The organism is Streptomyces sp. NPDC051064 (genome assembly GCF_044455985.1).
In the GTDB taxonomy this organism is placed as follows: Bacteria; Actinomycetota; Actinomycetes; order Streptomycetales; family Streptomycetaceae; genus Streptomyces.
In genome coordinates this window covers 163,230-188,966 of the sequence record NZ_JBITFK010000003.1, presented here as the reverse complement: position 1 = coordinate 188,966, position 25,737 = coordinate 163,230, and the positions used below count along the sequence as shown (strand labels likewise).

Annotated in this window: 17 protein-coding genes; 9 read left to right on the top strand and 8 right to left on the bottom strand. The window is 71.1% G+C overall.

The genetic code is table 11. From position 1 onward, the window contains the following. The first annotated feature begins 132 nt into the window (after positions 1-132). The 8 genes from ACIBCU_RS12725 (at position 133) to ACIBCU_RS12690 (ending at position 12,658) form a co-directional block, all read left to right on the top strand. The gene (locus ACIBCU_RS12725; protein WP_362938547.1) at positions 133-1,140 is read left to right on the top strand and encodes a LacI family DNA-binding transcriptional regulator; all 1,008 of its coding nucleotides are present in this window, start codon (positions 133-135) and stop codon (positions 1,138-1,140) included. Positions 1,141-1,298: 158 nt separating this feature from the next. Continuing rightward, positions 1,299-2,813, top strand: coding sequence for a hypothetical protein (locus ACIBCU_RS12720; protein ID WP_399231114.1), 1,515 nt, complete (start codon positions 1,299-1,301; stop codon positions 2,811-2,813). Next, positions 2,810-3,862, top strand: a complete 1,053-nt coding sequence (locus tag ACIBCU_RS12715) for an AAA family ATPase (RefSeq protein WP_399231113.1) — start codon at positions 2,810-2,812, stop codon at positions 3,860-3,862. The genes ACIBCU_RS12720 and ACIBCU_RS12715 overlap by 4 nt, the downstream gene beginning before the upstream one ends. Beyond that, positions 3,862-8,193 (top strand): FxSxx-COOH system tetratricopeptide repeat protein, encoded by a 4,332-nt coding sequence (gene fxsT / locus ACIBCU_RS12710; protein WP_399231111.1) that lies wholly within the window; start codon positions 3,862-3,864, stop codon positions 8,191-8,193. The genes ACIBCU_RS12715 and fxsT overlap by 1 nt, the downstream gene beginning before the upstream one ends. 85 nt (positions 8,194-8,278) lie before the next feature. Further along, positions 8,279-9,445: a hypothetical protein gene (locus tag ACIBCU_RS12705; RefSeq protein WP_399231109.1), complete on the top strand. Its 1,167-nt coding sequence runs from the start codon at positions 8,279-8,281 to the stop codon at positions 9,443-9,445. Then, on the top strand, positions 9,442-10,551 hold the full coding sequence (locus ACIBCU_RS12700; protein WP_399231107.1) for a caspase family protein: 1,110 nt from the start codon (positions 9,442-9,444) through the stop codon (positions 10,549-10,551). Before ACIBCU_RS12705 ends, ACIBCU_RS12700 begins: the two co-directional genes overlap by 4 nt. Before the next feature lie 101 nt (positions 10,552-10,652). Beyond that, on the top strand, positions 10,653-10,841 hold the full coding sequence (locus ACIBCU_RS12695) for an aldo/keto reductase (protein ID WP_362938565.1): 189 nt from the start codon (positions 10,653-10,655) through the stop codon (positions 10,839-10,841). 44 nt (positions 10,842-10,885) lie between these two features. After that, positions 10,886-12,658, top strand: a complete 1,773-nt coding sequence (locus ACIBCU_RS12690; RefSeq protein ID WP_399231105.1) for an HEXXH motif domain-containing protein — start codon at positions 10,886-10,888, stop codon at positions 12,656-12,658. A gap of 53 nt (positions 12,659-12,711) precedes the next feature. Here the strand turns inward: ACIBCU_RS12690 and ACIBCU_RS12685 are convergent, their stop codons facing one another. Continuing rightward, positions 12,712-13,443 (bottom strand): TioE family transcriptional regulator, encoded by a 732-nt coding sequence (locus ACIBCU_RS12685; RefSeq protein WP_399231103.1) that lies wholly within the window; start codon positions 13,441-13,443, stop codon positions 12,712-12,714. A gap of 58 nt (positions 13,444-13,501) precedes the next feature. Here ACIBCU_RS12685 and ACIBCU_RS12680 point away from each other — a divergent pair, with 58 nt between their 5' ends. Then, positions 13,502-14,707, top strand: a complete 1,206-nt coding sequence (locus ACIBCU_RS12680) for an erythromycin esterase family protein (RefSeq protein WP_399231099.1) — start codon at positions 13,502-13,504, stop codon at positions 14,705-14,707. A gap of 52 nt (positions 14,708-14,759) precedes the next feature. Here ACIBCU_RS12680 and ACIBCU_RS12675 read toward each other — a convergent pair whose 3' ends face one another. The 7 genes from ACIBCU_RS12675 to ACIBCU_RS12645 are packed head-to-tail and all read right to left on the bottom strand — an operon-like array spanning position 14,760 to position 25,631. After that, the gene (locus ACIBCU_RS12675) at positions 14,760-15,467 is read right to left on the bottom strand and encodes a hypothetical protein (RefSeq protein ID WP_399231097.1); all 708 of its coding nucleotides are present in this window, start codon (positions 15,465-15,467) and stop codon (positions 14,760-14,762) included. A gap of 33 nt (positions 15,468-15,500) precedes the next feature. Then, positions 15,501-17,720: a glycosyl hydrolase family 95 catalytic domain-containing protein gene (locus tag ACIBCU_RS12670; protein WP_399231095.1), complete on the bottom strand. Its 2,220-nt coding sequence runs from the start codon at positions 17,718-17,720 to the stop codon at positions 15,501-15,503. Further along, positions 17,717-19,693 (bottom strand): beta-galactosidase, encoded by a 1,977-nt coding sequence (locus ACIBCU_RS12665; RefSeq protein WP_362938582.1) that lies wholly within the window; start codon positions 19,691-19,693, stop codon positions 17,717-17,719. The genes ACIBCU_RS12670 and ACIBCU_RS12665 overlap by 4 nt, the downstream gene beginning before the upstream one ends. 15 nt (positions 19,694-19,708) lie before the next feature. Further along, a complete protein-coding gene (locus tag ACIBCU_RS12660) occupies positions 19,709-21,943 on the bottom strand; it encodes a 1,4-beta-glucanase (RefSeq protein WP_399231093.1) in 2,235 nt (744 codons plus the stop codon). Positions 21,944-21,992: 49 nt separating this feature from the next. After that, positions 21,993-22,928, bottom strand: coding sequence for a carbohydrate ABC transporter permease (locus ACIBCU_RS12655; RefSeq protein ID WP_362938636.1), 936 nt, complete (start codon positions 22,926-22,928; stop codon positions 21,993-21,995). A 5-nt stretch (positions 22,929-22,933) separates the two neighbouring features. After that, entirely contained in the window at positions 22,934-23,956 is a 1,023-nt protein-coding gene (locus tag ACIBCU_RS12650) for an ABC transporter permease (RefSeq protein WP_399231091.1), read from the bottom strand. Position 23,957: 1 nt separating this feature from the next. Next, positions 23,958-25,631, bottom strand: a complete 1,674-nt coding sequence (locus ACIBCU_RS12645) for an extracellular solute-binding protein (RefSeq protein ID WP_399231089.1) — start codon at positions 25,629-25,631, stop codon at positions 23,958-23,960. Between the last annotated feature and the right edge of the window lie 106 nt (positions 25,632-25,737).

Here is a 25,737-nt window from a genome sequence, read left to right as displayed (position 1 = left end):
ACAGTCCCTGTGAGCGAGTCTAGGCTCCACGGTGTCTGTGCATGTCAGAGTGCGAAGGGGAGCACCGCGCGGCGCTGTCGAAGCGCTTCACCCGCTCTCCCCTCCGGTCGCCATCTGTAGGGGAGAAGCCGAATGGTCACGCTTGCCGAGGTCGCCCAGCACGCCGGAGTCTCCGCGAGCACGGTGAGCTACGTCCTCAGCGGCAAGCGGTCGATCTCGGCATCCACCCGGGAGCGGGTGGAACACAGTATCCAGCAGCTGGGGTACCACCCCAACGCCGGTGCGCGCGCCCTCGCCAGCAGCAGGTCCAACATCGTCGCACTGATGGTGCCCCTGCGTACGGACATGTATGTGCCGGTGATGATGGAGATCGCCATCGCCGTCGCCACCAGCGCGCGCACGCACGGTTACGACGTCCTCCTGCTCACCGGGGAGGAAGGGCCGGCGGCCGTCCGGCGGATCGCGGGCAGTTCGCTGGCCGACGCGATGATCCTGATGGACGTCGAACTGCACGACGAACGGCTGCCGCTGCTCCGTGACTCGGGCCGGACCGCCGTCCTCATCGGCCTGCCCGCGGACACCTCCGGGCTGACCTGTGTGGATCTCGACTTCGAGGCCACCGGGGCGCTCTGCGTGGACCACCTCGCCGGCCTCGGCCACCGCGAGGTGACGGTGATCGGTGAAGCGGCCGCCGTCTACGAGCGGCACACCGGTTTCGCCGAACGGACCGTGGACGGCATACGGGCCAAGGCGCAGGAGACCGGGATGCGGATCCTGCACCGCCCCTGCGAAGGCGGTTACGCCGCGATGGCCGGCACCCTGGGGCGGATCTTCGACGAGCGGCCGGGGACGACCGGCTTCATCGTCCAGAACGAGGCCGCCGTCGAGCCGCTGCTCAACCTGCTCCAGCAGCAGGGGCGGGCCGTGCCGGAGGACGTGTCCGTCGTGGCCATCTGCCCGGAACAGGTGGCCACGCAGGCGTCGGTGCGGCTCACCTCCGTGGCCATCCCGGCACAGGAGATGGGGCGCCGGGCGGTGGAACAGGTGGTTGCGAAGCTCGCGGGCCGGGGCACGGACGAAGTGGAGCTTCTGGAGCCGGTCCTGACGGTGCGTGCGAGCTCGGGACCGGCGCCGGTGTGACCGGTGAGGGGCGGCGCTCACTCCGTCCGGGTGGAGTGTCTCCCGGGCGCCCTGCCATGGGCCCGCCGGGGTGCGGCGAGTGTGTGTCACAGGTGGTCAACAGGGCCTGTAGTGAACCTGGTTGCTGAATATCCGGCGTGATAACTTCGCGATCTGTCATGAAGGTGGTACCGGCTCGACGGGGGTGGTCGGTGGTGGGGAACGGGCTGTCCGGAGGGGATGGGCCGGGCGAGGCCAGGACGCGACTCATCGTCGCGCTGGTCGACTTCCTGTGCGAGCAGGACTTCGTGACCGACCGCGACCAGTGCGGACAGTTCATCGCCTTCGCCGCGGAGCATGTCGGCACGGAGATCGTCTACCGGCGGCAGAACCCGCGGGCCGACATGCTGTCCTTCCTCCGGGAACTGCTGAAGCACGAGAAGGGCCTCGAAGCGCTGATCTCCGCCGTGCGCGCCATCGCCGGCCACGAGTGCGCGACCCAGCTGACACGGATCGTGGAAGCCGCCCTGTCGGCCGAGGAGTTCACTCCTGAGGCGGTGCGGGAGGCCCACCGGCTGCTCGGAGAGGTGTGGCGCGTCGACGAGGCCCGCCTGCACGCGATCCTGAACCACGAACTCGGGGCCGACGTGCCGTTCGGCCGGACGCCGGTCCAGCTCTTCGACCACCTGTGCACCGTGAACACCCAGGCCGACGGTCTGCCCCCGGCGCTGGTGCTCGTCGAGGCCACCGCGTCGCTGGCCCAGCCGGTGCTTCGCGAGGAGCTCAGGGACTGGTCGGACGCGTGGGTCCGTGAAGCCGGCCCGGACACCGTGCGGGCGCTGGAGGAGCGGAGGCGCGCGATGGCTGCCCGGCCGGCGGCCGACCCGTACGTGTCACGTTGTCTCGTCGTGATGGTGGAGCCCGCCGACGACAGTTCGGCTGATGTCTATGTACGTCACTGGGTCAATGCCGCGCCGGGGTACTGGGAGCCCGTGGCGGGAGACATCGAACGCACCAGCCTCGACGCCCTGGCCGGTGCGGTCGAACGGGCGATCAGCCAGGGCGCCTCACGCTGGGCGGATGTCTCGGAGAGCGAGAACGATCCCCCGGTGCAGATCGAGTTCGTCCTCCCCCTCCAATTCCTGAATCACGACATGGCGGGCATCACATTGGGTACGCGGTCTCATGTCCGGATGCCGATCGCCCTTCGCTACCATGTCCATCTGCGGAGCCTCGAGCGCATGAGGGCCCGTGACACGGTGGAGCTCGGCCGGTGGCGGGCCCGGTGGACACAGCTCAAGAAGGTCGGCGTGGCGGAGACCCACCGGTGGCACGGGCAGCAGGGTGACCGTCTGGAGCACTGGCATGCCAGACTCGCGGGGAACCCGCGTCTGACCGCGGTCATACTCGATGTTCCCGCCCTGCCGGGCCACGGTATGGACGCGCTCAGCATCGCCATCGAGCAGGGGATCGGGCTGGCGGCCTGGGACCGCAGACCGGACAGCCCGGACCTGTGCGGCCAGGTGCTGACCCTCCTGCTCGCACATCCGCCGGCCCAGCTCCCGTCGAAAGTCAGTCAGATCCGTCAGGAGGCCGAGGAGTTGGGGCGTGACAGCCTTTCCGTGGGTAAGTACATGGCGTTCTTCTGGGACGACCCGTACCGCCTGGTCGACTGCGAGGAGTTGACAGCATGACCGAGCAGGCCTCGGCAGCGCAGTCCGTCACGCCACCCTCCTGGAGGGTGTTCCACGCGACGGGGCAGCCCCCGGCCGGTGAGCCGCCGGAGCTGCCGCAGCCGCCGCCCTGGCGGGTGTTCGCCGGAAGCCCGCTGCAGCAGGACCCCCCGGACGACGCGCAGTCGGCGCTGCGCCGGCTCGGCACCGTGCAGGAGGGCCCGCAGTTACGCGAGGAGGAGATCAACGCGGTCAACGCCGCGCTTCTGCTGCGGCGCCCCCTGCTGATCACCGGGCCTCCCGGAGTGGGCAAGTCGACCCTCGCGTATCTGATCGCCCAGGAACTGGGGCTCGGCCGGGTGCTGCCCTGGAGCATCGTCAGCCGCACCACACTGCGCGGCGGGCTCTACGAGTACGACGCCATCGGGCGTGCCCAGGCCATCGCCGCATGGCGTGCCGGAGGCACCCCGGAGGCGGAGAGCGGCACGGGCAGCGCCCCCGACCTGGGGGACTTCGTGACCCTCGGCCCGCTCGGCACGGCCCTGCTCGCCTACGGACGCCCCAGGGTGCTGCTCGTCGACGAGCTGGACAAGAGCGACATCGACCTGCCCAACGACCTGCTCCACGTCCTGGAGAACGGCAGCTACGAGATCCCCGAACTGGTACGCGCCGGCGTGGCCGAGCTGTCCGTCTTCACCGACGACCCCCAGGGCCGGGCCGTGATCGAGGCGGGCCGGGTCGAGTGCGCGGAGTTCCCCGTGGTCGTGATCACGAGCAACGGCGAACGTGAGTTCCCGGCCGCCTTCCGGCGCCGGTGCCTGCCGCTGGAGATGCGCCCGCCCAGCCGCGAACACCTCGTGTCCATCGTCATCAGCCATCTGGGCCGGCGCCCCGAAGGCGTCGACGGCCTCGTGGACGACTTCGTCAGGCGCCTGGAAGGCGGAGGCACCCAGTCCGTCGACCAGCTGCTGAACGCCGTCCAACTCACCACGGCCCACGGATTCCGGGACGACAGTGACGGGCGTAAGCTCATCGAGATGCTTCTCCGCGACCTCTCGAAAGGCCGCTGATGCACGGCTCGCCACGGGAACGCGCCCCGGACACGACGCCCGCGCCGAGCGGCGGCGGCGACCTCCACCATACCGACGGCGAGGCGAGCTGGCAGGACCTCGCCGACGCCGTCTGGCTCGCGGCGGCCTGGCACCGCGCGGGCGGTGGAGCGGACGGGGGGACCGACCCGGACCCCGCGCCCTTACCGGACGATATGGACAGTGCCCTCCCCGAGGTCGCGGCTCCTCCGTTCGAGCAGGGCGCGGAGGACACGGTGCCCGCCGCGAGCCACCCGGGAGCCGACCCGCGGGACATCGAACTGCTCGACGCCTTCGCATCGCGGCAGGGCCGGCCCGACACCCTCGCTCCGGATGATGCGCGCCCCACGCGGCGCGTCGTCCCGCTGCCCCTGGCCAAGGCCCTGCGAGGCCTGGGCCGGCGCGTGCCGTCGCGCCACGAAAGCCGGCTGGACGAGGCCCGCACCGCCGAGAACGGTGTGATCGACGGACTGTGGATCCCCTACCTCGACCCGGTCCAGGAACGCGCCTTCGACCTGATGCTGCTCGTGGACAGGGCGCCCACCATGCCCGTCTGGGACAGCTCCTTACGTCAGCTGACCGACGAGGCGGTCCGCAGCGGTGCCTTCCGGGACGTCCGTACGGTCGATGTCCTGCTGCCCGGCGCGGCACCGCCCGAGCTGCGCTGGCCCGGCAACAGGAGGGCCGACCCGGCCGAACTCCTGGACGGCAGGGGGACACGGCTGTTCCTCGTCGTGACCGACGGGCTGGCACCCGGATGGGCCGAGGGCGGCGCCGACGAACTGCTGGGGCGGCTCTCCGCGGCCGGGCCGACGGCGCTCGTCCATCTGCTGCCGCCGTACCTGCGCCACCGCTCCTCGGTCTACCCCTTCCGGGCGCGGCTCGACGCCGCCGGATTCGGGGCGCTCAACCGCCACTTCCTCTGCCACCCACCACACGGAGTACCGGAGCACGCGCACATCCTGCCCGACACGGGTGACGGATCCGTGGCTGTACCGGTCCTCAGCCTGCGCCCCGGCTCGTTCCGCGCCTGGGCGGACCTGGTCACCGGCGAACGCGGCGTGCGGCGGACACTGCCCGTGGTCCTGGCCGGCGCGATGGCCAAGGGAGTGGCGGCGGCCGGGCTGCGGGCGCCGAGGATCGAGGGCCCGCGCGAGGCGGCCGACGCCGTCCGCAGATTCGTCGCGCTGGCCAGCCCGCTCGCACGGCACCTCGCCGTCCTGCTGGCGGTGGCGCCCCTGCGCTTCGACGTCATCGAGGAGCTGCGCGCCCAGGCCTTTCCCGAGTCCCGCCCCGAGCACCTGGCCGAGGTGATGATGGGCGGCCTGATCGACTGGGAGCGGGACGGAGAAGGCGGTCCCGACTTCGCCGACGGCATTCGCGAGGCACTGCTGGCCACCGGGAACCGCACCCAACTCGCCCGGGCCGTAGGCCTGCTCGCGGAGTCGCGGGCCAGCCGGGCACAGGGCGTACGGCTGCGCGCCGCGCTGCGCGATCCGGCGCAGGCCGCGCTTCCGGACGCGGGGGGCGGCCCCGCGTGGCTGCGCATCGAACTGGCCGTACTCCGCGCGCTGGGAGGCATGCCGTACCGGAGGCGCGCGGCGCTCGTCAACAGCGAGCTGCTGCACGGCGCGGGAGGGTCGGCGGGGGCGACAATAGATGATAAAGAGGCATCTGATGTGAACGAGATCGGCCCCGCTTCCCCGTCGCATCCGACGGTTCCACCAGGAGGATCTGTGTCGTCGACGACACCACCCGTAGACACCGAGCAGGATCGGGTCGAGGCGGGCACGCGCGCCCTCACACCGGAGCTCCGGTTCGTCCGTACGGGCCAGCCGAAGATCATGGGCAACGTGCCCCCGAAGAACCCGAACTTCACCGGGCGGGAGAGTCTTCTGGCGGCAGTGGAACGGCAGTTGCGGGAGGACGAGACCACAGCCGTTCTCCCGCACGCGCTGCACGGCATGGGCGGTGTCGGGAAGTCGCAGATCGCCGTCGAATACGTGTACCGCCACAGCGGCGAGTTCAATGTGATCTGGTGGATCCCCTCGGAGCAGGAGAACCTGATCCTGGGCGCTCTCGCCGACCTGGCCCGCAGCCTCGGCCTGGAGGTGGGACCGCAGGCCAACGCCGCCGTGCCCGCCGTGCGCGAGGCCCTTCGTACGGGCAAGCCGTTCGACAACTGGCTGCTCGTCTTCGACAACGCCGAGGACATCGAGGCCGTACGCTCCTACTTCCCCAACGGCGGGCCGGGGAAGATCATCGTGACCTCACGCAACCGCGAGTGGGAACGCGTCGCCACCCCCCTGAGCGTCGACGTCTTCGACCGCGAGGAGAGCATCGCACTCCTGCAGCGCCGCGCCCGCGGCCTCAGCTCCGGGGACGCGGACCGGCTCGCCGCCGCGCTGGGCGACCTGCCCCTCGCGGTCGAGCAGGCGGGCGCCTGGCACGCCGCCACCGGGATGCAGGTGGACGAATACCTCACCCTCCTGGACGAACGCCGGCCCGAGATCCTCGAGCTCGACCCGTCACCCGACTATCCGCTCCCCGTCGCAGCGGTCTGGGACATCTCCCTCGGACGCCTCTCGCAGGACAACCCGGCGGCACGTCAACTCCTGGAGATCTGCGCCTGCATGGCGCCTGAACCCATCCCGCTCAACCTCTTCAGGGGCGGGCGCAACGTCGAGGTCACCCCCGAGCTCGACCCGGTCCTGCGCGACCCCCTGCTGCTGGCCCGCGCCACCCGTGACCTGAGCAAGCTGTCGCTGGTGAGGCTGGACCACAAGACCTCCACCCTGCAGATGCACCGGCTGATGCAGAACGTGATCGTGGCCAGGATGGACCCCGAGGAGCGGGCCAGGATGACGCGGGCGGCCCACCTGCTGCTCACGACGGCCAAGCCCGGCGCACCCGCCTCGCCGGACCAGTGGCCCGCCTACCAGGCGATCCTCCCGCATGTGATCGCGTCCGGGGCGGTGGAGAGCTCCGACGCGTGGGTCCGTGACCTCGTCTACGACATGGTGTTCTTCCTCTACTACTGGGGCGCGCACGAATCGGGCGCCGCCCAGGCGCGGCTTGCCTGGTCCGCGTGGCGTGCCCAGTCGGGTGACGAGGACCTGCACGTCATCAGGATCACCAAGCTCCTCGGTTTCTACCTGCGGCTGCTCGGGCGACCCGCTGAGGGCGTCGTGCACAACGAGCGCGCGCTGACGATCTCGCGCGGTGCGGACATCCCGGACGAGGAACTCGTCGACTCCATGTGGCAGATGGCGGGGGCGCTGCGGCACCGCGGTGAATTCGCCCAGGCTCGCGAACTGGCCGAGGAGGCGTTCACCCGGGCCAGTGATCTGTTCGGGCCCGAGGACCCCACCACGCTGAGCGCCGCGCACGACTACGGTGTGACACTGCGGCTGATCGGCAATTTCGCAGCCGCACGGGAGATCGACGAGGAGACCGCGCGACAGAGGGAACTGCTGTACGGGCCGGTGAACGCGCTCACGCTCAACACGTTGAACGGGCTGGCCATCGACATGCGTGAGGCAGGGGACTTCCTGGGTGCCCGTGCGCTGCAGGAGTCCAACTATCTTCCCTATGTGACCCACTTCGGTGAGACCAACGCGGCGACCATCCGCGCGGCATTGAATCTCGCCGTGTGCCGGCGCAGGGCCGGCGTGGTGGAGGGAGGGGCCGACCTCGCGGAGCAGACCCTGGAACGGTTCACCACCCGCTACGGTCTGAACAACACCGACGCGCTCGGCGCCGCGATCCACGCCATGGTCGAGCGCAGGCTGAACGGTGACCTGGCGGGGTCCAGGGAGCTCGGTGAGCAGACGCTGGCCGCATACCGCAAGGTGCTCGGCGAAAATCACCCGTACACCCAGTTCGCCAGGGTCAATCTGGCCGCGACCCTTCGGGCTCAGGGAGACACGGACCGCGCGGAGGCACTGGACGCTCCGGCCTTGGAAGGCCTGGAAAGCACTCTGGGGCCGAAGCACATCAACACACTGACTGCCGGAATGTGCCGGGCCAACGACCATTACGCGCGCCTGGACTTCGCTCAGGCCATGGCTGCCGACTCGGCCCTGCTCCCCATGCTCACCGAGACGGCCGGGCCCGAACATCCGCTGACCCTCGCCTGCATGGCCAACCTGGCGCTCGACCGGCGCGGGCTCGGTGAGTCCGACGAGGCCGACCGACTCAACCGCGCCGCTGTGCAGGGACTTTCGCGTCTGCTCGGAGCGAACCATCCCTGGCACACCTCGGCCAGGCTCCACCAACGCATCGAATGCGACATCACACCGCTGCCGATGTGACGACCGGGTAACCGCCGTCCTTGCCCACCACACCACCTCGTGGCGGCGGGCAAGGACGCAGCGAAGAGGCAACGGGAGCGGACACATGACCACGGTGGTCTTCATCCACGGCACAGGCGTGCGTGAACCACACCTCGGCGAGCTACTCGGGCGGATCACATCAGGGCTGGCGTCGGCAGCGCCCGGTGGGCGTCTGGTCGCGTACGACTGGGGCGGGCGGTACGGGGCGAGACTCGCGGCGGACGGTGCCAGCATCCCGGCCGCCCCCGGCGCCGGGACCGGCCGGAGCACCGGAGATCCCGACGACCTTGACGAGACCGACGAGTGGGCCCGGCTGTACGAGGACCCCTCGGCCGAACTGGCCATGGCATCGGCCGGGTCCGGCCCGCGCGTCACGCCGCCCGGTGCGGCGTTTCCGGACGAACGTCCGCGGTCGCTCCTCCGTGCGCTCGCGGCACACGGCGAGCCGCAGGCGGACGCGCTGGGCCCCGGACTCCGGGAAAGGGCAACGGAGTTGGCGCACAGCCCCCTGATCGGCCCCGCCGCCGAGGCCCTGGACCAGGAGACCCTGGCGTGGGTGCTTGCCCGGGCGCTGGCCGCTACCGTGATCGGCTCCGAACTCGCCGCAGACCGACCCGTGTTGACCGGCGGCGACATGAGGGACGCAGCCGTCGCCGCGTTGGCCGGTCGCCTGGGCGCCGCACCGGCGGGCACGGACCGCGGCCCGCTGCTCCGGATGGCGGGACGGCCGCTCGTACACCTCGGATCCCGCTACGCCGTACGACGCCGCCGTGCGCTCACGGACGCAGCGCACCCCGCCGCCGGCGACATCCTCAAATACCTCGCCCGGGGTGGGGACATGCGCCAGGGTCTGCGTGACCTCGTCGCCGCACTGGAACCGCCCGTCGTCCTGCTCGGGCACAGCCTCGGCGGCATCGTCTCGCTCGACACCCTCATATCCGGCCCGCTGCCCGGTGTCGAGCTCCTCATAACCGTCGGCTCGCAGGGCCCCTTCCTGTACGAGACGGGGGCGCTTCCCTCGCTCGCCCATCCGGATCCGCTGCCCGATCACGTGCCACCGTGGCTGAATCTCTACGACCGCCGGGATCTGCTGGGGTATGCCGCCGAGCCGCTCTTCCCCGGCCGGGCCCAGGACGTCGCCACCGACAGCCGGCAGCCCTTCCCCGTGGCACACAGCGCCTACTGGACCGACCCTGCTGTCTACCGTGCGATCGGGGAGCGGCTGCCGTGAACCGCGGAACGATCCGACCGGACCGCATCTTCGCCCTGGTCGTCGGAATCGAGCAGTACGCCGCCGGCTCCGGCTGGGACCTCCCGGGCCCCGCCCGGGACGCCCTGCGCTTCCGCGACTGGCTGCTGGCCCGCGGAGTGCCCGGCACCAACATCCAGCTGCATCTCGCACCCCTGCCGGGCAACGCTCCTGACGACGTGCCGTTCCGGCAGGCCGACCATGACTCCCTGAGGCGCGCCTTCATCAAGGACGCCCCGGACAGCGGGGCGCAGGCGCTGTGGGTGTGGTGGGGCGGCCACGGCGTGCTGGACACGAACGAGAACACGGCGCTCTACACAGCCGACGCCACCCTCACCGACCGGCGTGCCATAGACGTCGATTCCGCGCTCACGCGGCTGAGGAGCGATGCGACGCCCGGCCTCGGAGTGCAGATGTGGATGGTCGACGCCTGCCGCACCTTCGACGAACAGCACCATTTCCCCCAGTCGCCGTCCACCGAGCGCTTTCCCACCGGGGCACGGGTGGCCGCGCACGAGCAGACCCTGCTGTTCGCCGCTGGTCGCGGGCAGCGGGCGGGCAACGATCCCGAGCGTCGGCTCGGCTTGTTCTCGGACATCGTTCTGCGCGAGCTGGAAGACGATCCGCTGCCGGAACCCCTGCCCCTCTTCGGTGCGGTGAAGGCGAGGATGAGCGCGCTCCGGGAGGCGGGCCTCACCGATCAGACCCCCGGCCTCCGCCTGGAGGCGCCGGGGTACTCCGAGCGCGTTCCGCCGCTCCCGCCCTTCGGCCGGGCACCGTCCGGCAGACCCGCGGAGCCTCCGGCCGCCAGGATCGTCACGGCCCTGATGGCGTATCCGCTGATGAGTGACCGTGACGAACGGCAGACGCTGGTCAACGAGTTGCCTGCCGCCATCGTCGGCCGGATGCCTAGGCACCTCGTGCCGCGCACGGATGTGATCGGGATCTTCCGCGCCCTCAAGGCGCATCCGGACGGTCTCCAGCGCCTGTACGAAGCGGTGACGCTGATCGATGACGACCCCGTCCGCGCGGCCGAACTCACGTCAGCCATACAGGACTTCCTTGCGAACCCGGGGCCTGGAATGTGATCTGCTGGCGTGATCACACGGGTTTCGGGAAGGGGTCTCAGTCGTCATGATGGAGTAAACGGTGGCATCCTGTGCCACCGCTCGCGAAGGGGGAGCGCGCCTTGTACCAGCCGGTGCCCGCCGACGGCCTGCCCGATCACCTCGAGTCCGACCTGATGGACCTGACCTCCGTAGGCGTTGCCGACCTGAGGCGCCTGCCTGCCCCGGAGGGGGCGGCACGGCTGCTCGCTGAACTCCGGCGTGAGCGCACGAACGCGATGGGAGGCGGTGAACCCGGGCGGGCCGAGTAGTGAGGCGGCCGCCGCGAAGAAGCCCGTCCACGACAGGGAGCGAGATGTACGCCCCGATCCGTATGCCCGGCGCCCTGTTCGACGAGATCGCCACGGGCGGCGGCTCGCCCGAGGCCGTCGCGTTCCTGGTCCGGGGCGAACGTACGCGCCGTCTCCTGCTCCTGCGTGAGCTCTTCGACCTCTTCGAGACGGACCCCCGCATTCTCGGCCCTCTGGACGCACGGACGGTCTGGCTCACGCTGGAGGCCGCCGCCGACCGTGCCCCCGAGCCGGTCGAGACGCTCCTGCTGACCCCCCAGGTCGGCAGCTGGCTCGCCCACACACTCCGCCGGCTGCACGGCTCGGCCTCCGGGCCGCCCCTGTGGGCCGACGCCGGGCAGATCGCCGCGGTCGCCGCGGCGGCGGCCGTCCACGCGGGTACGGACGCCGAACTCCTCCTGCCCGCGCGGGGCAGAACCGTGGGACTGCCCGCCCTGGGAATGGTCCGGCTGCCCGGCCCGGACGAGGACGACTACCACCCGGTGCGGGTCTCGGTGTCCGGCGGAACCTTCACCGTACGGACCGGGCGCGGGCCGGACATCGCCGTACGCCCGCTCACCGAGCTGGAATCGCCGCACTGGCTTCCGGTGCACCGGCTGGACACCGGCGCGGGGACGCGCACCGTCCAGCTCGACGACCTCGATCCCTACCGCGACCTGGACGAGCCGATAGCCCCCGGCCGTCTCGAACCGGATGAACTGCGGTCCTGGCAGCGGCTGTTCCGCGATGCCGTCGCCATCCTGGGCCGGGGTGCGACGAGCGGCCCCGGGGGGCTGCGGCCCGAGGAGATCAGCCGCATCGTGCCCTGGAACGCCAAGCACGGCGACGTGGAGCTCCCCGTGCCGGCCGAGGGGCTCAGCGCCTCGACCGGTGACGCCTTCGCCTCCATGGTGATCGCCCGGCCGCCGGACGGTCTCGCCCTCGCGGAAACCCTCGTCCACGAATTCCAGCACAGCAAACTCGGCGCCCTGCTCCACCTCTTCCCACTCCTCGACGACGACCGGACCGAGCGCCACTACGCGCCCTGGCGCGCCGACCCCCGGCATCTGCCCGGTCTCCTCCATGGTGCGTACGCCTTCGTCGGCGTCACCGGATTCTGGCGGGAGCGGATCGGGGACACCGGGGCGGACCCGCACGGGCGGGCGCCGTACCTCTTCGCCATGCGCCGGCTCCAGACCCGTATGGTCCTGCGCACCCTGGCGACACAGGCCCGGCTCACCGAACCCGGCCTGCGGCTGGTCACCCGGCTCTCCGAGACGGTCGACAGCTGGCTGAGGGAACCGCTGGAACCCGCGACCGTGGCCAGGGCGCGGGCGTCCGCCGTCAGCCACCGGGTGGAGTGGCGGCTGCGCAACCTGCGGTGCGGCGAGGACGACCGGGGGAGACTCCTCAAGGCGCTGCGCGCGGGCGCCGTCCCCGTGCGGGGCGGTGAGGCGCTGGTCGTGCGGAATCCGGGCCGTGCGTACTGGCAGGACGACCGCGCCCGTCTCTACCAGCTGCGGGAGTTCGAGGCCGGCCGGTCACCGTCGGCCGACGAGCTGCTGGTCGCGGGGGACCCGGAAGCGGCACGTGCGGCGTACACCGTGCAGCTGCGCGGGCCCGGCCCGTTCGATCCGCACGCGCTGTCCGGCTGGCTCCTGGCGCACACGGCACTGCACCCCCGCGACCGCCGGCTGCTGGCCCGCCCCGAGCGGTTCGCGGCGCTTGTGGAGGGGACCCCGCCCGACGACTGGACACGGACCGCCCGCTGGCTGGCATACGGCCCCGACACGCGCTGACACCGGTCACCCCTACGGGCGAAGACGCCGGTTACGGAGACGGCCGCCCCGTCTCATGCGCGTTCGCGGAGGTACGCCTCCAGCTCCGCCGCCCCGGCCAGCATCGCCCGTCCCCGGGCGGACAGCCGCCCGTGCCAGTCGCGCAGCGTGGCCTCCAACGGCTCCGGGCCTCCCGCCGTCCGTACCTGGGCGATCAGCGGGGCGATCTGCTCCAGCAGATAGCCGCCGCGCCTGAGCTGGTGGGTCATTCCGGCGTCCTGCACGGCGGCCTCGTCGTAGACGCGGTACCCGGTCCGCGGGTCGCGGCGCGGGTGCACCAGCCCGGCGCTCTCCCACTTGCGGAGCGTCGCGGGCCGGATGCCGAGCTTCCCCGCCAGCGGACCGATGAACGTTCCGCCGGGGCCGGACACCGCGGCCGCCCCGGACGCGGCGGCGGGCTCCAGGTCACGGAGGGCGCTCTCCACGGCCCGGAGCGTCCGCCGGTCGTCGAGGAGCTGGGCGTGGCTCTCGTCGATGAGGCGGAACGCCTCCTCGGCCGCGCCCTCGTTCACGGCCCGCATGATCGACGTCGCCGTGCGGTGACCGTGGGCCGGCACCAGGGCCAGGAACGCGCGCAGCGCACCCGCGTGCAGCGGCGTGTAGGTGCGGTAGCCGTGGGGTGTGCGGTCGGCTGCCGGAAGGATGCCGGCCTCCTCGTAGTTCCTCACGGCCTGCGTGGACAGACCGTGCCCGCGCGCCAGATCGACCGGCCTGAGCCGTGCACCGCTTTGAAGGTTTCGCCCCATAGCGCCGACGATAACGCGTAAAAGTTTCCACCGAAGGTTCAAAGATAGCGTTGAAGCCATGGCTACTGACATCAAGGACACCGTTCATGCCGTCGAGGCCGCCGCTGTGCTGAGGCTGCTCCCCGCCCGGCCCCGGCTGCTCGCCCTGGGCGAGCCCACCCACGGCGAGGAGACCCTGCTCGACCTCCGCAACGAGCTTTTCCGCCAGCTCGTCGAGCAGGAGGGCTACCGGACGATCGCGATCGAGAGCGACTGCATGGCTGGCCTGTTCGTCGACGACTACGTCACCTCGGGCACGGGCACCCTCGACGAGGTCATGGACCACGGGTTCAGCCACGGCTGGGGCACCTCCGCCGCCAACCGCGAGCTCGTGCGCTGGATGCACGCCCACAACGACGGCCGGCCCGCGTCCGAGCAGCTCCGCTTCGCGGGGTTCGACGGCCCCCTGGAGATCACCGCCGCCGCGAGCCCACGCCAGGCCCTCATCGCGCTCCACGGCTACCTCGCGGCCCAGGTGGACACGGAACTGCTCCCGTGCACGGCCGAAGCGCTGGACGGTCTGCTCGGGGCCGACGACCGCTGGACCGATCCTGCCGCGATGACGGAGCCGACACGGTCCGTGGGGCAGTCGGCCGACGCCAGCCGGCTGCGGCTGATCGCCGACGACCTGGTGACGCTGCTCGACACGCAGACGCCGCATCTGGTCACGGCGACCTCGCGGGACGACCTGGACCGGGCGCGCCTGTACGGCCGGACCGCCACCGGCCTGCTGCGCTACCACCACTGGATGGCCGACACCTCACCGGCCCGCATGACCCGGCTGTGCGCGCTGCGGGACGGGATGATGGCCCACAACCTCCTCGCCGTCGCCGCGCGCGGACCGGTCTTCGTCCACGCCCACAACTCCCATCTCCAGCGGGAGAAGAGCACGATGCAGATGTGGCAGGGGCCGGTCGAGTGGTGGAGCGCCGGTGCGCTGGTGAGCGCCCGGCTGGGCCAGGATTACGCCTTCGTGGCCACGGCTCTCGGCACGATCCGGCACCAGGGAGTGGGCACCCCGCCCCCGGACACCGTCGAGGGGATCCTGTACGGGCTCCCGGAGGACCGCTGCGTCATCGACGCCCCGCGGTTGGCCACCGCCCTCGGCGGCACACTGCCGGCGCGCCGCGCATCCCCCTGGTTCGGCTACGCCCCGCTCGACCCGGCCCACCTGGCGGCAGGCGACGGCCTCGTGTTCGTCAAGGACGTCCCGCCGAGCCGGTGACACAGGCCCGGGAGACGGGCCGGGGGCGTCCCCCCGGCCCGTCCCGACGGCATCAGCCCGACGAGACGTTGAACCCATTGGTCGTGAAGTTCAGCCCGCCCGACGACGAGGTGATCTCGTAGCCGAACTGGACGTCGCCTATGGTCTCGTTGCCCCACCAGCCCTTGGTGTCCTTGATCCATTTGAGGATCGGCAGGATGTTCACGGTGCCGGAGGACGAGTCGGAGGTCCGCAGGAACGAGAAGACCTCGTTGGCGCCGTTGTCGCCCTTGTAGACGGCCCAGGTGTGGCCGCCGAGGGTGACGGTTCCCTGGGAGGTGCCGAGCGGGCCGACGGCACCGTTGTAGTTCACCCAGAGCATGACCTCGTAGTCGTAGTCCGTGTCCCAGATGTCGTACGACGTGTTGTACGCGCCGGACGAAGGAACGGTCACGTTGTAGTCGCTGGCCAGCGACGAGAGCGACGTGATCGGCTTGTTGACGATCTTCTTCGCGTTCGGGTACGACTTGATGCCACCGGTGTCCGGGTGGTTCGCCGTCACGCCCCAGTTGCTCGACGAGTTGGCCCAGATGGTCTGGGTGCCCGCTCCGGAGCCCCAGATGTTGTTGTAGAGGATGTAGTTGTCGGACGTGGTGTAGTTGCCCCACTGCTCCGACGAGGTCCAGATCGCGGCGTGGGCCGGAGCCGCCGCGAAGCCGATCAGCGCGGCCACGGCCGCCGTCGGCGCCAGGAGCAGCCTGGTCAGGGTGGATCGTGCCATGGGGTGTTCCTTCCATGTGGGGATGGAGGACTGCTACCGCGCCCCCAGGGTGAGGACGCGGTCCACGCCGGCCGTCAGCTCCAGCGGAGCCGGGGAGGTTCCGGCGGAGGTCTCGGTGAGGGCGAGCCCGTCGCCCGTACGCAGATCGACGCGGGCGTCGCGGGTGGGACGCAGCACGGCGGTGGCGCCGTCCTCCGACCACCGCAGGTCCAGGTGCGCGCCGAACCGTGTACGCACGCCCCTGAGTTCGCCCGCCGGGTAGGCCGCCGGCAGGGCCGGCAGCAGCACCAGGCGGCCGGGCGCCGACTGGACGAGTGACTCGATCACGGCCGCGGGCAGGGTGTGGGCCGCGTCCGCGTTGTAGACGTTCCGGGAGGGGTAGTGCGCGCTCATCAGGGAGTCGTGGAAGAAGTCGCCGCCCAGCACCGCGTCCAGAGCCGCCGACACCCGGGACGGGTCCCGCAGCCGGGCCGCGATCAGCGCGTGGTGCAGATGGCCGTGCGCGGAGTCGTTCTCCGAACCGCGCAGCTCCAGCGCGCGGTGTGCGGCCGCGGCCAGCTCCGGGGTGTCGTACGGGTTGATCCCGTCCAGCGGCCACACCGGGTAGAGGTGGCTCAGGTGGCGGTGGTCGTACGTCTCGCGCAGACCCGGCCACGCCCACTCGGCGAGCGCCCCGTCCTCGTTCACCAGGTACGCCGGGAGCCTGGCCGCGAGCGACCGCCAGAGTCCGGCCGACGGGTGACCGGGGGCGTGCTCGGCGGCCGTCGTCAGGGCGTGGCGGGCGGCCGCGATGTCCATCGTGGCGTTGACCGTGCCCCAGCTCGCGTTGGCCGGCCGGTTCTCCGGGGAGTACGAGGGCACGACGGCCACGTTCCCGTCCGGGCCCTCGCGGCTGAGGAAGTCCTCGTAGAACAGCGCCGCCTCGACGAGAGCACCGGTCAGAGCGGCGTCCGGGGAGCCCGTCGTCACCTCGGCGTGCTCCAGCAGCGGCTGCAGCAGCCAGTCCGCGCCGGCCGTCCACAGATGCAGCGGATAGGCGCGCTGGAAGTGCCGGGTGTGACCCGACGCCCCGTCCGTGTGGGACGGCGCGACGATGCCCCGGGAACCGAAGAGCGCCCGTGCGTTGTCCCGCCAGTCGGCCAACTGCCCCTGTATCAGGGCTGAGTGGGCTTCGGTGACCTCCGGGAGGGCGGCTGTCGCGGCGGAGGAGATCTGCAGGTTGAGGTTGGCGTTCGTGGTGAAGGCTCCGGACCAGGCGGTGTCCCAGTCCCCGGTCCACAGGCCGGTCAGCCGGGGCGGCAGCACCCCCGAGGAGGAGAGCAGGTGGTAGCGGCCCGCCGCGAAAAGCCGTTCCAGCAGCGCCGGAGACTTCGGGGCGCGCAGCAGCTCGCTGCCGGACAGCTCCCGCTCCGGCGCCGCGTCCCGCAGCACGAGGGAGGCCCGGCCGTACGCGGCCCGGTGCAGCGGCCGGTGGCGGTCCAGGAGCGTCGCGTAGTCCTCGCGGGGCAGCGCGGCCCACAGCTCCCCGAGGTCCGGACGGCCCGGCCCCCTGACGACCCGGGTCGTCAGGGTGAGGCTCTGCGCCCCCTCGATCCGGATTCCCTCGCCGGCCACCGACACCCGGCCGCCGTCCACCCGCGCCACCGTGACGCCCGTGTACCCGAGCTCGCTGCCCGGATAGCCCACCCGCAGAGCCAGGTGCGCGCCCTGCGGAGTCAGCACGGTGGAGCGGCCGACCGCCAGATGCGCGGGGGCGCCCGGCAGCGAGTGGTCCAGCACGAGGTCGGCGGTCAGCCCGAGGTCGGTGACGTGCTGCACGATCACGTCGTCGGCCCGTGACACGAAGACGCTGCTGCGCCACGCCTCGTACGACGCGGTCACCTCACCCGTCGTGAAGTCGACCTCGCGCCTGTATCCGGCGACCGCCTCGTGCAGCCCCCGGGCCCGCCGCACACGCGACCGGAACGCCGGGTGGAACGGCTGGACCCACACCAGCGGACGGCCCGCGCCGAAGTCCTCGGCCGCGGTCGTGTCCCCGGCCAGAAGCGCGTCCTGGAGGCGGCCGAGCCCGTCGGCGAGCTCCGGCGGACGCAGGTCCTCGCTGCCGTTGGGCCGCACGAGACCGTGGTGGTTCACTATCACCCGGTCGTCCGCGGGATCGCCGTACACCATCGCCCCGTGACGGCCGTTGCCGCTGAGGAACGCGTCCTCCCAGCGGGTGGCGGGGCGGGGCTCCCACGTGCCGTCGATCATGCGGACGCGTCTCTGAGCACGGCCACGCCGTAGCGCTCCAGCTCGACGACGCCGTCGGACTCGGCACCCGTGAGCAGATCGACGTGGAGGCCCGGCAGCTTCACCCCGGCCGGGGAGCGGCCGTGGTTCAGGAGGAAGAGCAGCTCGCCGCGCCGCACCGCCTCGACACCGGCCGGAAGCCCTTCCAGCACGGGGCGCACCCCGGCCCCGGCCGCCGCCCGGCCGAGCAGGCCGCGCAGCGCCTCGGGCTCGGGCAGAGTCGAGACGTACCACGCGGTGCCCTTGCGCAGCACGGCCGGAAGCCCGTCCAGCTCCCCGCCGCGGTACGCGGACACCGTCTCCGCGCTGCCGTCGGGTTCCAGCTCCTCCGACCACAGGGTGGAGCGGAAGCCGTCGCACTCCACCGTCGCGCCCTCGTCCAGGGGCCACCACTCGTGCACCGTACGGATGCCGAACAGCTCACGCAGCCGGCTGTCCATACCACCCGGCCTGATCCGGTCGTCCACGTCCGCGACACCGGTGAAGAACCCGCACACCAGGGTGCCGCCGCCCCGCACGTAGGCGACGAGGTTGTCCGTCGCCGCGTCGGAGAGAAGCTGGAGCTGCGGCACGAGCACCATGCGGTACGCGCTCAGATCGGCGTCGGGCCGGGCGAACTCCGTGCTGAACCCGCCCTCCCACAGGCCTCGGTGCCACGCCTGGACCAGCTCCGTGTACGAGACGAGGGAGGACGGCCGCCCCTCCTGGGTGCTGGACCACCAGGCGTCCCAGTCGTGCAGCACTGCGACCTCGGCGGGAACCTCGGTGCCGCTGACCTCCCCGCCGATCAGGGCGAGTTCGGCGCCGATGCGCTTGACCTCGCGGAAGGTGCGGCCGTGCTCACCGGCATGGCTCAGCATCCCGGAGTGGAACTTCTCGGCGCCCTGCCGGGACTGCCGCCACTGGAAGTAGCAGAGGGCGTCCGCGCCCCTGGCCACCGACTGCATCGACCAGAGCCGGTTGAGACCGGCCGGCTTCGGGTGGTTGACGGTGCGCCAGTTGACCGGCCCGGCCGCCTGCTCCATCACCATCCAGGACCCACGGGCCTGCGAGCGCGTCATGTCGGCGAGCATCGCGTTGTACTGGCCGCCCCGCGGGTCCGTCGGATCCGGGTAGACGTCGACGGAGACGATGTCCTCCTGCTCCGCCCAGGCCCAGGCGTCCTGGCCCGACCACAGCGGCATGAAGTTGGTCGTCACCGGGATGTGCGGGGTGTGCCGGGCGACGATGTCCCGCTCGGCGGTGTAGCACTCCATCAGGGCGTCGGAGGTGAACCGCTTGAAGTCCAGCTCCTGCGCCGGATTCCGCATGTACTGCGCCCGGCGCGGCGGCAGGATCTCGGCCCAGGAGCCGTAGCGCTGACTCCAGAACGCCGTGCCCCAGGCCTCGTCGAGTGCCTCCAGGGTGGTGTACCGGGAGGACAGCCACCGCCGGAAATGGGCGGCGGTCCCGTCGCACCAGCAGTGCGTGCAGTACTCGTTGTTGATGTGCCAGACGGTGAGCGCAGGATGGTCCGCGTACCGCGCCGCGAGGTCCTCGGTGAGGGCCGCGGCGTAGCGCCGGTACACCGGTGAGCTCGGACAGAAGTGCTGCCGGGAACCGTAGTTGACGACCGAGCCGTCCTCGGTGCGCGGCAGTGTCTCCGGGTGGAGCGCTCCCATCCACGGCGGCGGCGAGGACGTGGGGGTGGCGAGCACGACGCCGATGCCGTTGGCGTGCAGCAGGTCCAGCAGCCGGTCCAGCCAGCCGAACTCACGGGCCCCCGGGCGCGGTTCGATCATCGCCCAGGAGAAGACCCCGACGGTGACGGAGTTGACCCCGGCCTCCCTCATCAGCCGTACGTCTTCGGCCCACACCTCCTCGGGCCACTGCTCGGGGTTGTAGTCGCCTCCGAAGAGGACGCGGCCACGGGTGGCGTCGTGCAGGGACGGCATGGACGTCTCGTTCCTCTACTGGGGGTCTGCGTACTGGATGCCGCGGCCGTTGGTGCCCAGATAGACACGGCCGTGGACGCGGGGGTCGCCGGTGATGACCTCACCGGTCCACCCCCAGCGGTGGGCGTCGTCGTTGATGCGGACCCAGGTCGCGCCCGCGTCGTCGGAGCGGAGCACGGCCACGCCGTCGTACGTCGCCGAGACCCGTCCGGTCTGGAAGACCGCCGGGTAGCCGGCGCGCCCCTTCCGCGGGGCGGCCTTCCCGAATCCGAGGGCGTACGAGGCCTGGCAGCCCGCCACCGCGGTGAAGGTGCGGCCGCCGTCCGTCGAGCGCAGCAGCCCGTTGTCCTTGGCGGACAGCCACAGGTCGCCGGAGCGCCCCGGTGCCGCGGCGATGCGGAACTGCACATCCCCCGAAGGGAGGCCCGTCGCGCCTTCGGTGAAGGTCGCGCCCCGGTCCGTGGAGAGGAGGACCGAGCCCGTGTCCGTGTCGTAGACGTAGAAACGGGCCGGGTCGAGCGGGTCGGCGACCGGAGCGCCGCCCTTGGGGAACGTGGCCACCTCGGCCCAGGTCGCGCCGCCGTCCGTGGAGCGGTGCGCGGGGTACTTGGTGCCGTCCCAGTGGACGAACGACCACAGCAGCGTCGCCCCGTCGGCGGAGACCGCCACCGGGCCGGGGGCCGAAGGGGCGATCGCCGGCTGGGAGGCGAACGGCTGCCAGCTCGCCCCGCCGTCGTGGGAGTACGCGCCGGCCGAGTCGGACCCCGAGGGCCAGCCCGTCCGCACGACGTACGACGGCTTCAGGGCGGCCAGGGCGAGTCCGGTCGCCGTGCCGAACACGGGGTTCGACGCCATGCCGCGCGACGGGGAGGCGGTCAGGGAGTCGTGGTACATGACCCCGATGTCGCCCAGGCCGCTGAGCAGCCGGGCACCCGAGGGCGGTGCGATCAGCTGGCGTACCGAAGTCTCCTCCAGACCTCGGATCTCCGGCGCCCAGTGCACCAGGTCGCGCGTCCCGAAGATCGTGGCGCCGGTGCCGTACACGATGTGCCGCGAGTCGTACGGATCCAAGGCCACGGCCTGGATCCACCAGCCGAACTTGGGCTCGCCGCCCCACCTCAGAAACGGGGTCTCCGAGACGTCGAGGACCGCCGTGTCCTTGAGTGAGGTCCAGCTGGCCCCGCCGTCCGTGGAGCGGAAGAGGGTGTCCACCGGACCCCAGCGGTTGTTCGTGGAGACGACGACCGTCCCCGGGCGGGCCGCTTCCACGGCCACCCCGCCGTACCCGAACGCGTCCCCGGCACCCGGTGCCACCGGAGTCACGTCGGTCCAGGTAGCTGTCACCGTGTCGAGCCGGTGCACGGAGCCGTCGGCCTGGTTGTTGGGGCCCGGGCCGTCGGCGTAACTCACGTACAGCGCACGCGTGCCCGCGTCGTACGCCGCACGGACCGGAACCTTCGTCGCCGCACCCGACGGCTGTCCGGGGACGGCCTCCCAGCCGCCCGACGTGTTCGTACGGTAGAGGGCGGTGCCGCCGTCCCCCCAGCCCGCGTACACCGTCCGGCCGGCCGCCACCAGGAGGGTGACGCCCTGGCCGCCCGCCGACGCCGTGGCCGGGAACGACGTGTCGGCGGCCCAGGTGGCCCCACGGTCCGTGGAGCGCAGCAGCCCGTCGTGGCGCGTCCCGAGCCAGAGCGTCTCGCTGTCGCGCGGATCGACCAGGAGCCGCTCGCCGCAGCCCCGGCCGTCCTCGTTGGCCCCGAGGCGGACGGTGAGGTCGGCGCGCGTCCAGGTCGCGCCCTGGTCCTCGGACCGGAGCACCGCACCCGGGGAGGCGTACGCCTGTGTGTACGTACCCAGGGCCAGGTACAGCCGGCCGGGGTGTGCCGGGTCGACGGCCATCGCCTCGACCCCCATCAGGTTCCAGTCGTCCCAGCCGATGTGGTCGGTGAGCGCCGTCCACCGGGACCTGCGGTCGTCCCAACGGTAGGCGCCTCCGATGTCCGTCCGGGCGTAGGCGAGACCCCGCACGGCCGGATGGAACAGGATGCCCGTCACGAAACCCGTCCCGCCGATGGCGGCGGTGCGCCAGTGGTGAGGCTGGGTCTTCCCGGGCCGCCGGGCGGCCCCGGCCGCGCCCGCCGCCGGCAGCACGGCGGCCGCGGCCGCGGCCACCGCCGCACCGGCCAGGACGGTCCGGCGGCGGGGACGCGGTGCGGGTTCTGGCTGCGGGACGGGCGAAGCGCGCATGACGAGGACCCTCCGGTGGGGGAGTGACGTGGATGGACGGGGATGGAGCTCAGCCCTTGACGGCGCCGGTGAGCATGCCTTCCTTGAAGTGCTTCTGCACGAAGGGCGACAGGACCGCCACGGGCAGCAGCGCCAGGACCATGACGGCCATCTGGACGGCGAGCAGGGACAGATGGCCGGTGTTGATGACCTGGGTCAGGCCCGTGGGCCGTTCCTGCTTGAGGATCAGCTGGTTCATCACGTTCTGGAGCGGCAGCATGTCCGGGTCGGTGAGATAGATCGAGGCGTTGAACCAGGCGCTCCAGTAGCCGACCGCGTAGAAGAGCGTGATCACCGCAATGACCGCCCGCGAGAGCGGCATGACGATCTGCCACAGGATGCGGAAGTCGCCGGCCCCGTCGATGCGGGCGCTCTCGATCAGCTCCTGCGCGGTGCTCATGAAGAACGCGCGCAGGACCAGGATGTTGAAGACGTTCAGCGCGCTCGGGAGGATCAGCGCCAGATACGAGTCCGTGAGTCCGAGACCCTGCACCACCAGGTAGGTGGGGATCAGCCCCGCACTGAAGAACATCGTGGCCAGCATGAACACCAGCAGAGGCCGGTGCAGCACGGTCCCGGTGCGCGAGAGACCGTAGGCACACATGACCGACACGGCCATGCTGAAGACCGTTCCCACGACGGTCACGCAGACGCTGACCAGCGCGGCCCGGGTGACCTGGCCGCCGCCCAGCAGCTCCTGGTAGGCGACGAAGGTGATGCCGCGCGGAATCACCACCAGGCCGCCGGCATCCGTGATGGTCCTCACCGAGGACAGACTGGTGACGATCACCACCCAGAGGGGGAGGAGGACGCCGAGGCAGATCAGCACCAGGACCACGCCCTTGGAGGCGAGACCCGCCTTCGACGGTTCCTCCTCCCACGCGGGACGCAGACGGCCGCGTGTGCCGGGCTTCACCCCGGCGAGTCCGGTGAGACCGGAGAGCAGGCTGCTCACTTCTTGTACACCCCCTGCTCACCCATGAGATGGGCGACCTTGTTGGCCCCGAGGACCAGCAGCAGACCGAAGATTCCCTTGACGATTCCGACGGCCGCCGCGTAGCTGAACCCGCCGTAGGTGATGCCGACGTTCCAGACGTACGTGTCGAGCACCTCGGACGCTCCCGGGCCGACCGCGGTGCGCTGGAGCAGGATCTGCTCGAAGCCGACGGTCAGCGCGTTGCCCACCTGGAGCACCAGCAGCAGGGCCACCACGGGACGCAGGGCGGGCAGCGTGATGTGCCACATCCGGCGCCAGCGGTTCGCGCCGTCCATGGCGCTCGCCTCGTAGAGGTCCGGGCTGACCGCCGCCAGGGCGGCGAGGAAGACGATGACGCCCCAGCCGGCGTCCTTCCAGATCATCTCGAAGGTGATCAGGAACTTGAACAGACCGGGGTCGGTCATCAGGTCGAAGCCCTCGTGACCGTTCTCCCGCAGCGTCTGCGCGATGAGCCCGGCGCCGCCGAACATCTGCTGGAACACGGTGATGACCAGGACCCAGGAGAAGAAGTGCGGCAGATAGAGGATCGCCTGCGCCACCGCCCGGACCCGGGGCCGCACGAAGCTGTTGATGAACAGCGCGAGCAGGATCGGCACCGGGAAGAACAGCGTCAGCTGCAGCAGGAAGATCGTCAGCGTGTTCCGCAGCGCCGACCAGAACAGCCGGTCGTTCACCATCTGCTGGAACCACTCGAAGCCGACCCACGGGCTCTGCGCGATCGCCTGGAAGGCGTTGTCCGCTATGTACGGGTCGTAGTCCTGGAAGGCGACGACGTTGCCCGCCAGCGGGATGTACGCGAAGACCAGCAGCAGCACCATCGCCGGCAGGGTCATCAGGAGCAGGGTGCGGTCCCGGCGCAGCCGGTGACGCAGGGGCATGGCCCCGGTCACCTTGCTGCGCCGCGTGCTCCTGCCATTCTTCTCGGCCGACGGTGTGCGTGAATCCTGCGCGCGCCGGTCCTCTGTGCTCAGTGACATGTCAGGAAGCCGACTCACCGGTCTCGTCGAGCAGCTTCTTGTACCAGTCGCGAAGCTTGTCGCCGCCCTTGGTCTTCCAGTCCGAGACCTGCTGCTGCATGTCGCTGACCTTCTTGCGGCCGCGCACGATGTCCTTCTCCAGGTCCTCGAACTGAGCGTTGAGCTCCGTGTAGCGGGTCGGCTCCTGGATCTGCATGCCATGGAAGAGGGGCTTCTTGAGGAATGCGCCCTGACGCTGCTGCCACTCGATGACGCCCTTGGCGACGTCCGGGAAGTCGGGGTAGGCCCGGAAGGGGGCCGGGGAAGCAACGTACTCGTAGGTGGCGAAGACCTGGTTGTTGCCCAGCTCCGTCTTGACGAGCACGCCGTCCTTGAGGGTGTGGTGGGTGCCCTCCACGCCGTAGGCCCTCAGGCGCTGCTCCTTGGTGCCGTAGGGGGCGGCGGTGTAGTTGGCGAGGGCGAGGACGTCCTCGATGGTCTTCTTGTCCGCGTTCTTGTTGACGAAGCACCAGATGTTGGAGGGCTGCGCCTCGTAGATGACCGGGTCGCCGCCGTCGTGGGCGAAGAAGTCCATCGCACCCATCCGGAACTCCGGCTTGTCCAGCCGCTGGACCGCGGTCGCGGCGTACCAGTCCGAGATGTCGTTGTTGTACATGAGGGCATTGCCGGAGGAGAAGGTCGTCCGCATGTCACCCGTCTCGGCCTTGGCGTCCGGGTGCACGAAGCCGGCCGAGTACAGCGAGCGCGACCACTCCAGCGCCTCGAGGTACTCCGGGGTCTCGTAGCGGTTGACCAGCTTGCCGTCGACGAGCTTCCAGTAGTACGGCTTCTCGGGCAGCACCCCGAAGAAGACGAACGCCGACCACGTCATGTCGCCGCACGCCCACACCTTGCTCTTGGGGGCGTTGATCTCCTTGCAGAGGTCGTAGAACTCCTGCGTGGTGGTCGGGACCTCGTACCCCTTCTCCTCGAAGATGTCCGCTCGGTAGAAGGGGGTGATGTTCGGTGTCGCCTCGGCGGGCATGGGCAGGCCGCGCAGCTTGTCGGCGAAGATGGCTCGCTGCCAGGCGCCGGTGGGAATGGCCGCGAGGTTCGGGTAGGCCTTGACCTTGTCGCCCGAGAGGTAGGGGCCGAGGTCGGCGAACTTGTTGGCGATGGCGCTCGGTATCTTGCCGCTGAGCTCCCAGCTGGGGACGACGACCGCGTCGGGGATGTCGCTGGATGCGAGCACCGCGCCGAGCTTCTGGCCGTAGACGTTGCCGTCCTGGTTCTGCCACTTGACCTTGACGCCGGCCGCTTCGTCCATCGCCTTCCAGTACGGGTTGCCCTCACCCGGCGAGGTGCCCCACAACGGCGCCATGATGCTCAGCTCGCTGCCCTTGCCCAGCTTCTTGGGCACCGAGACCGCCAGCTCCGAGGCCGGGAGCGCGGTGGTGAATCCCACCGCGGAGCCGTTCTTGCTGGGGATGTCCGGGGTGACCGCCTTCGACGGCACATAGGCGGGAAGCAGGTCCTTCAGCTTCTTGCCCGTGGTCGTGCCCTCGTTCTTCGCACCGCCAGACGCGCCGCCGCAGGCGGCGAGGAGCGGCATCCCGCCGCCCACGGCTGCCGCGACAGCCACGGAGGAGGCGAGGAATCGTCTCCGGCTGGGAGCGGAGGGGGAGTTCGGCGTCATGGGGTCAACCCTTCGTGGTGCAACAGGACGGCCCGCGGCGGCGATTGCCGCTCGGCCCTGTGTCTGAGGTAGGGGGCGTTACCGGCCGAGCCGGTGGCACTGCACC

What these genes read in the sequence shown, in the direction of transcription:
- ACIBCU_RS12665 (WP_362938582.1), bottom strand. Translation starts at nt 19,693, where the DNA reads ATGCCGTCCCTGCACGACGCCACCCGTGGCCGCGTCCTCTTCGGAGGC.
- ACIBCU_RS12660 (WP_399231093.1), bottom strand. Translation starts at nt 21,943, where the DNA reads ATGCGCGCTTCGCCCGTCCCGCAGCCAGAACCCGCACCGCGTCCCCGC.
- fxsT (WP_399231111.1), top strand. Translation starts at nt 3,862, where the DNA reads ATGCACGGCTCGCCACGGGAACGCGCCCCGGACACGACGCCCGCGCCG.
- ACIBCU_RS12705 (WP_399231109.1), top strand. Translation starts at nt 8,279, where the DNA reads ATGACCACGGTGGTCTTCATCCACGGCACAGGCGTGCGTGAACCACAC.
- ACIBCU_RS12715 (WP_399231113.1), top strand. Translation starts at nt 2,810, where the DNA reads ATGACCGAGCAGGCCTCGGCAGCGCAGTCCGTCACGCCACCCTCCTGG.
- ACIBCU_RS12645 (WP_399231089.1), bottom strand. Translation starts at nt 25,631, where the DNA reads ATGACGCCGAACTCCCCCTCCGCTCCCAGCCGGAGACGATTCCTCGCC.
- ACIBCU_RS12725 (WP_362938547.1), top strand. Translation starts at nt 133, where the DNA reads ATGGTCACGCTTGCCGAGGTCGCCCAGCACGCCGGAGTCTCCGCGAGC.
- ACIBCU_RS12670 (WP_399231095.1), bottom strand. Translation starts at nt 17,720, where the DNA reads ATGATCGACGGCACGTGGGAGCCCCGCCCCGCCACCCGCTGGGAGGAC.
- ACIBCU_RS12680 (WP_399231099.1), top strand. Translation starts at nt 13,502, where the DNA reads ATGGCTACTGACATCAAGGACACCGTTCATGCCGTCGAGGCCGCCGCT.
- ACIBCU_RS12675 (WP_399231097.1), bottom strand. Translation starts at nt 15,467, where the DNA reads ATGGCACGATCCACCCTGACCAGGCTGCTCCTGGCGCCGACGGCGGCC.
- ACIBCU_RS12720 (WP_399231114.1), top strand. Translation starts at nt 1,299, where the DNA reads ATGAAGGTGGTACCGGCTCGACGGGGGTGGTCGGTGGTGGGGAACGGG.
- ACIBCU_RS12685 (WP_399231103.1), bottom strand. Translation starts at nt 13,443, where the DNA reads ATGGGGCGAAACCTTCAAAGCGGTGCACGGCTCAGGCCGGTCGATCTG.
- ACIBCU_RS12650 (WP_399231091.1), bottom strand. Translation starts at nt 23,956, where the DNA reads ATGTCACTGAGCACAGAGGACCGGCGCGCGCAGGATTCACGCACACCG.
- ACIBCU_RS12690 (WP_399231105.1), top strand. Translation starts at nt 10,886, where the DNA reads ATGTACGCCCCGATCCGTATGCCCGGCGCCCTGTTCGACGAGATCGCC.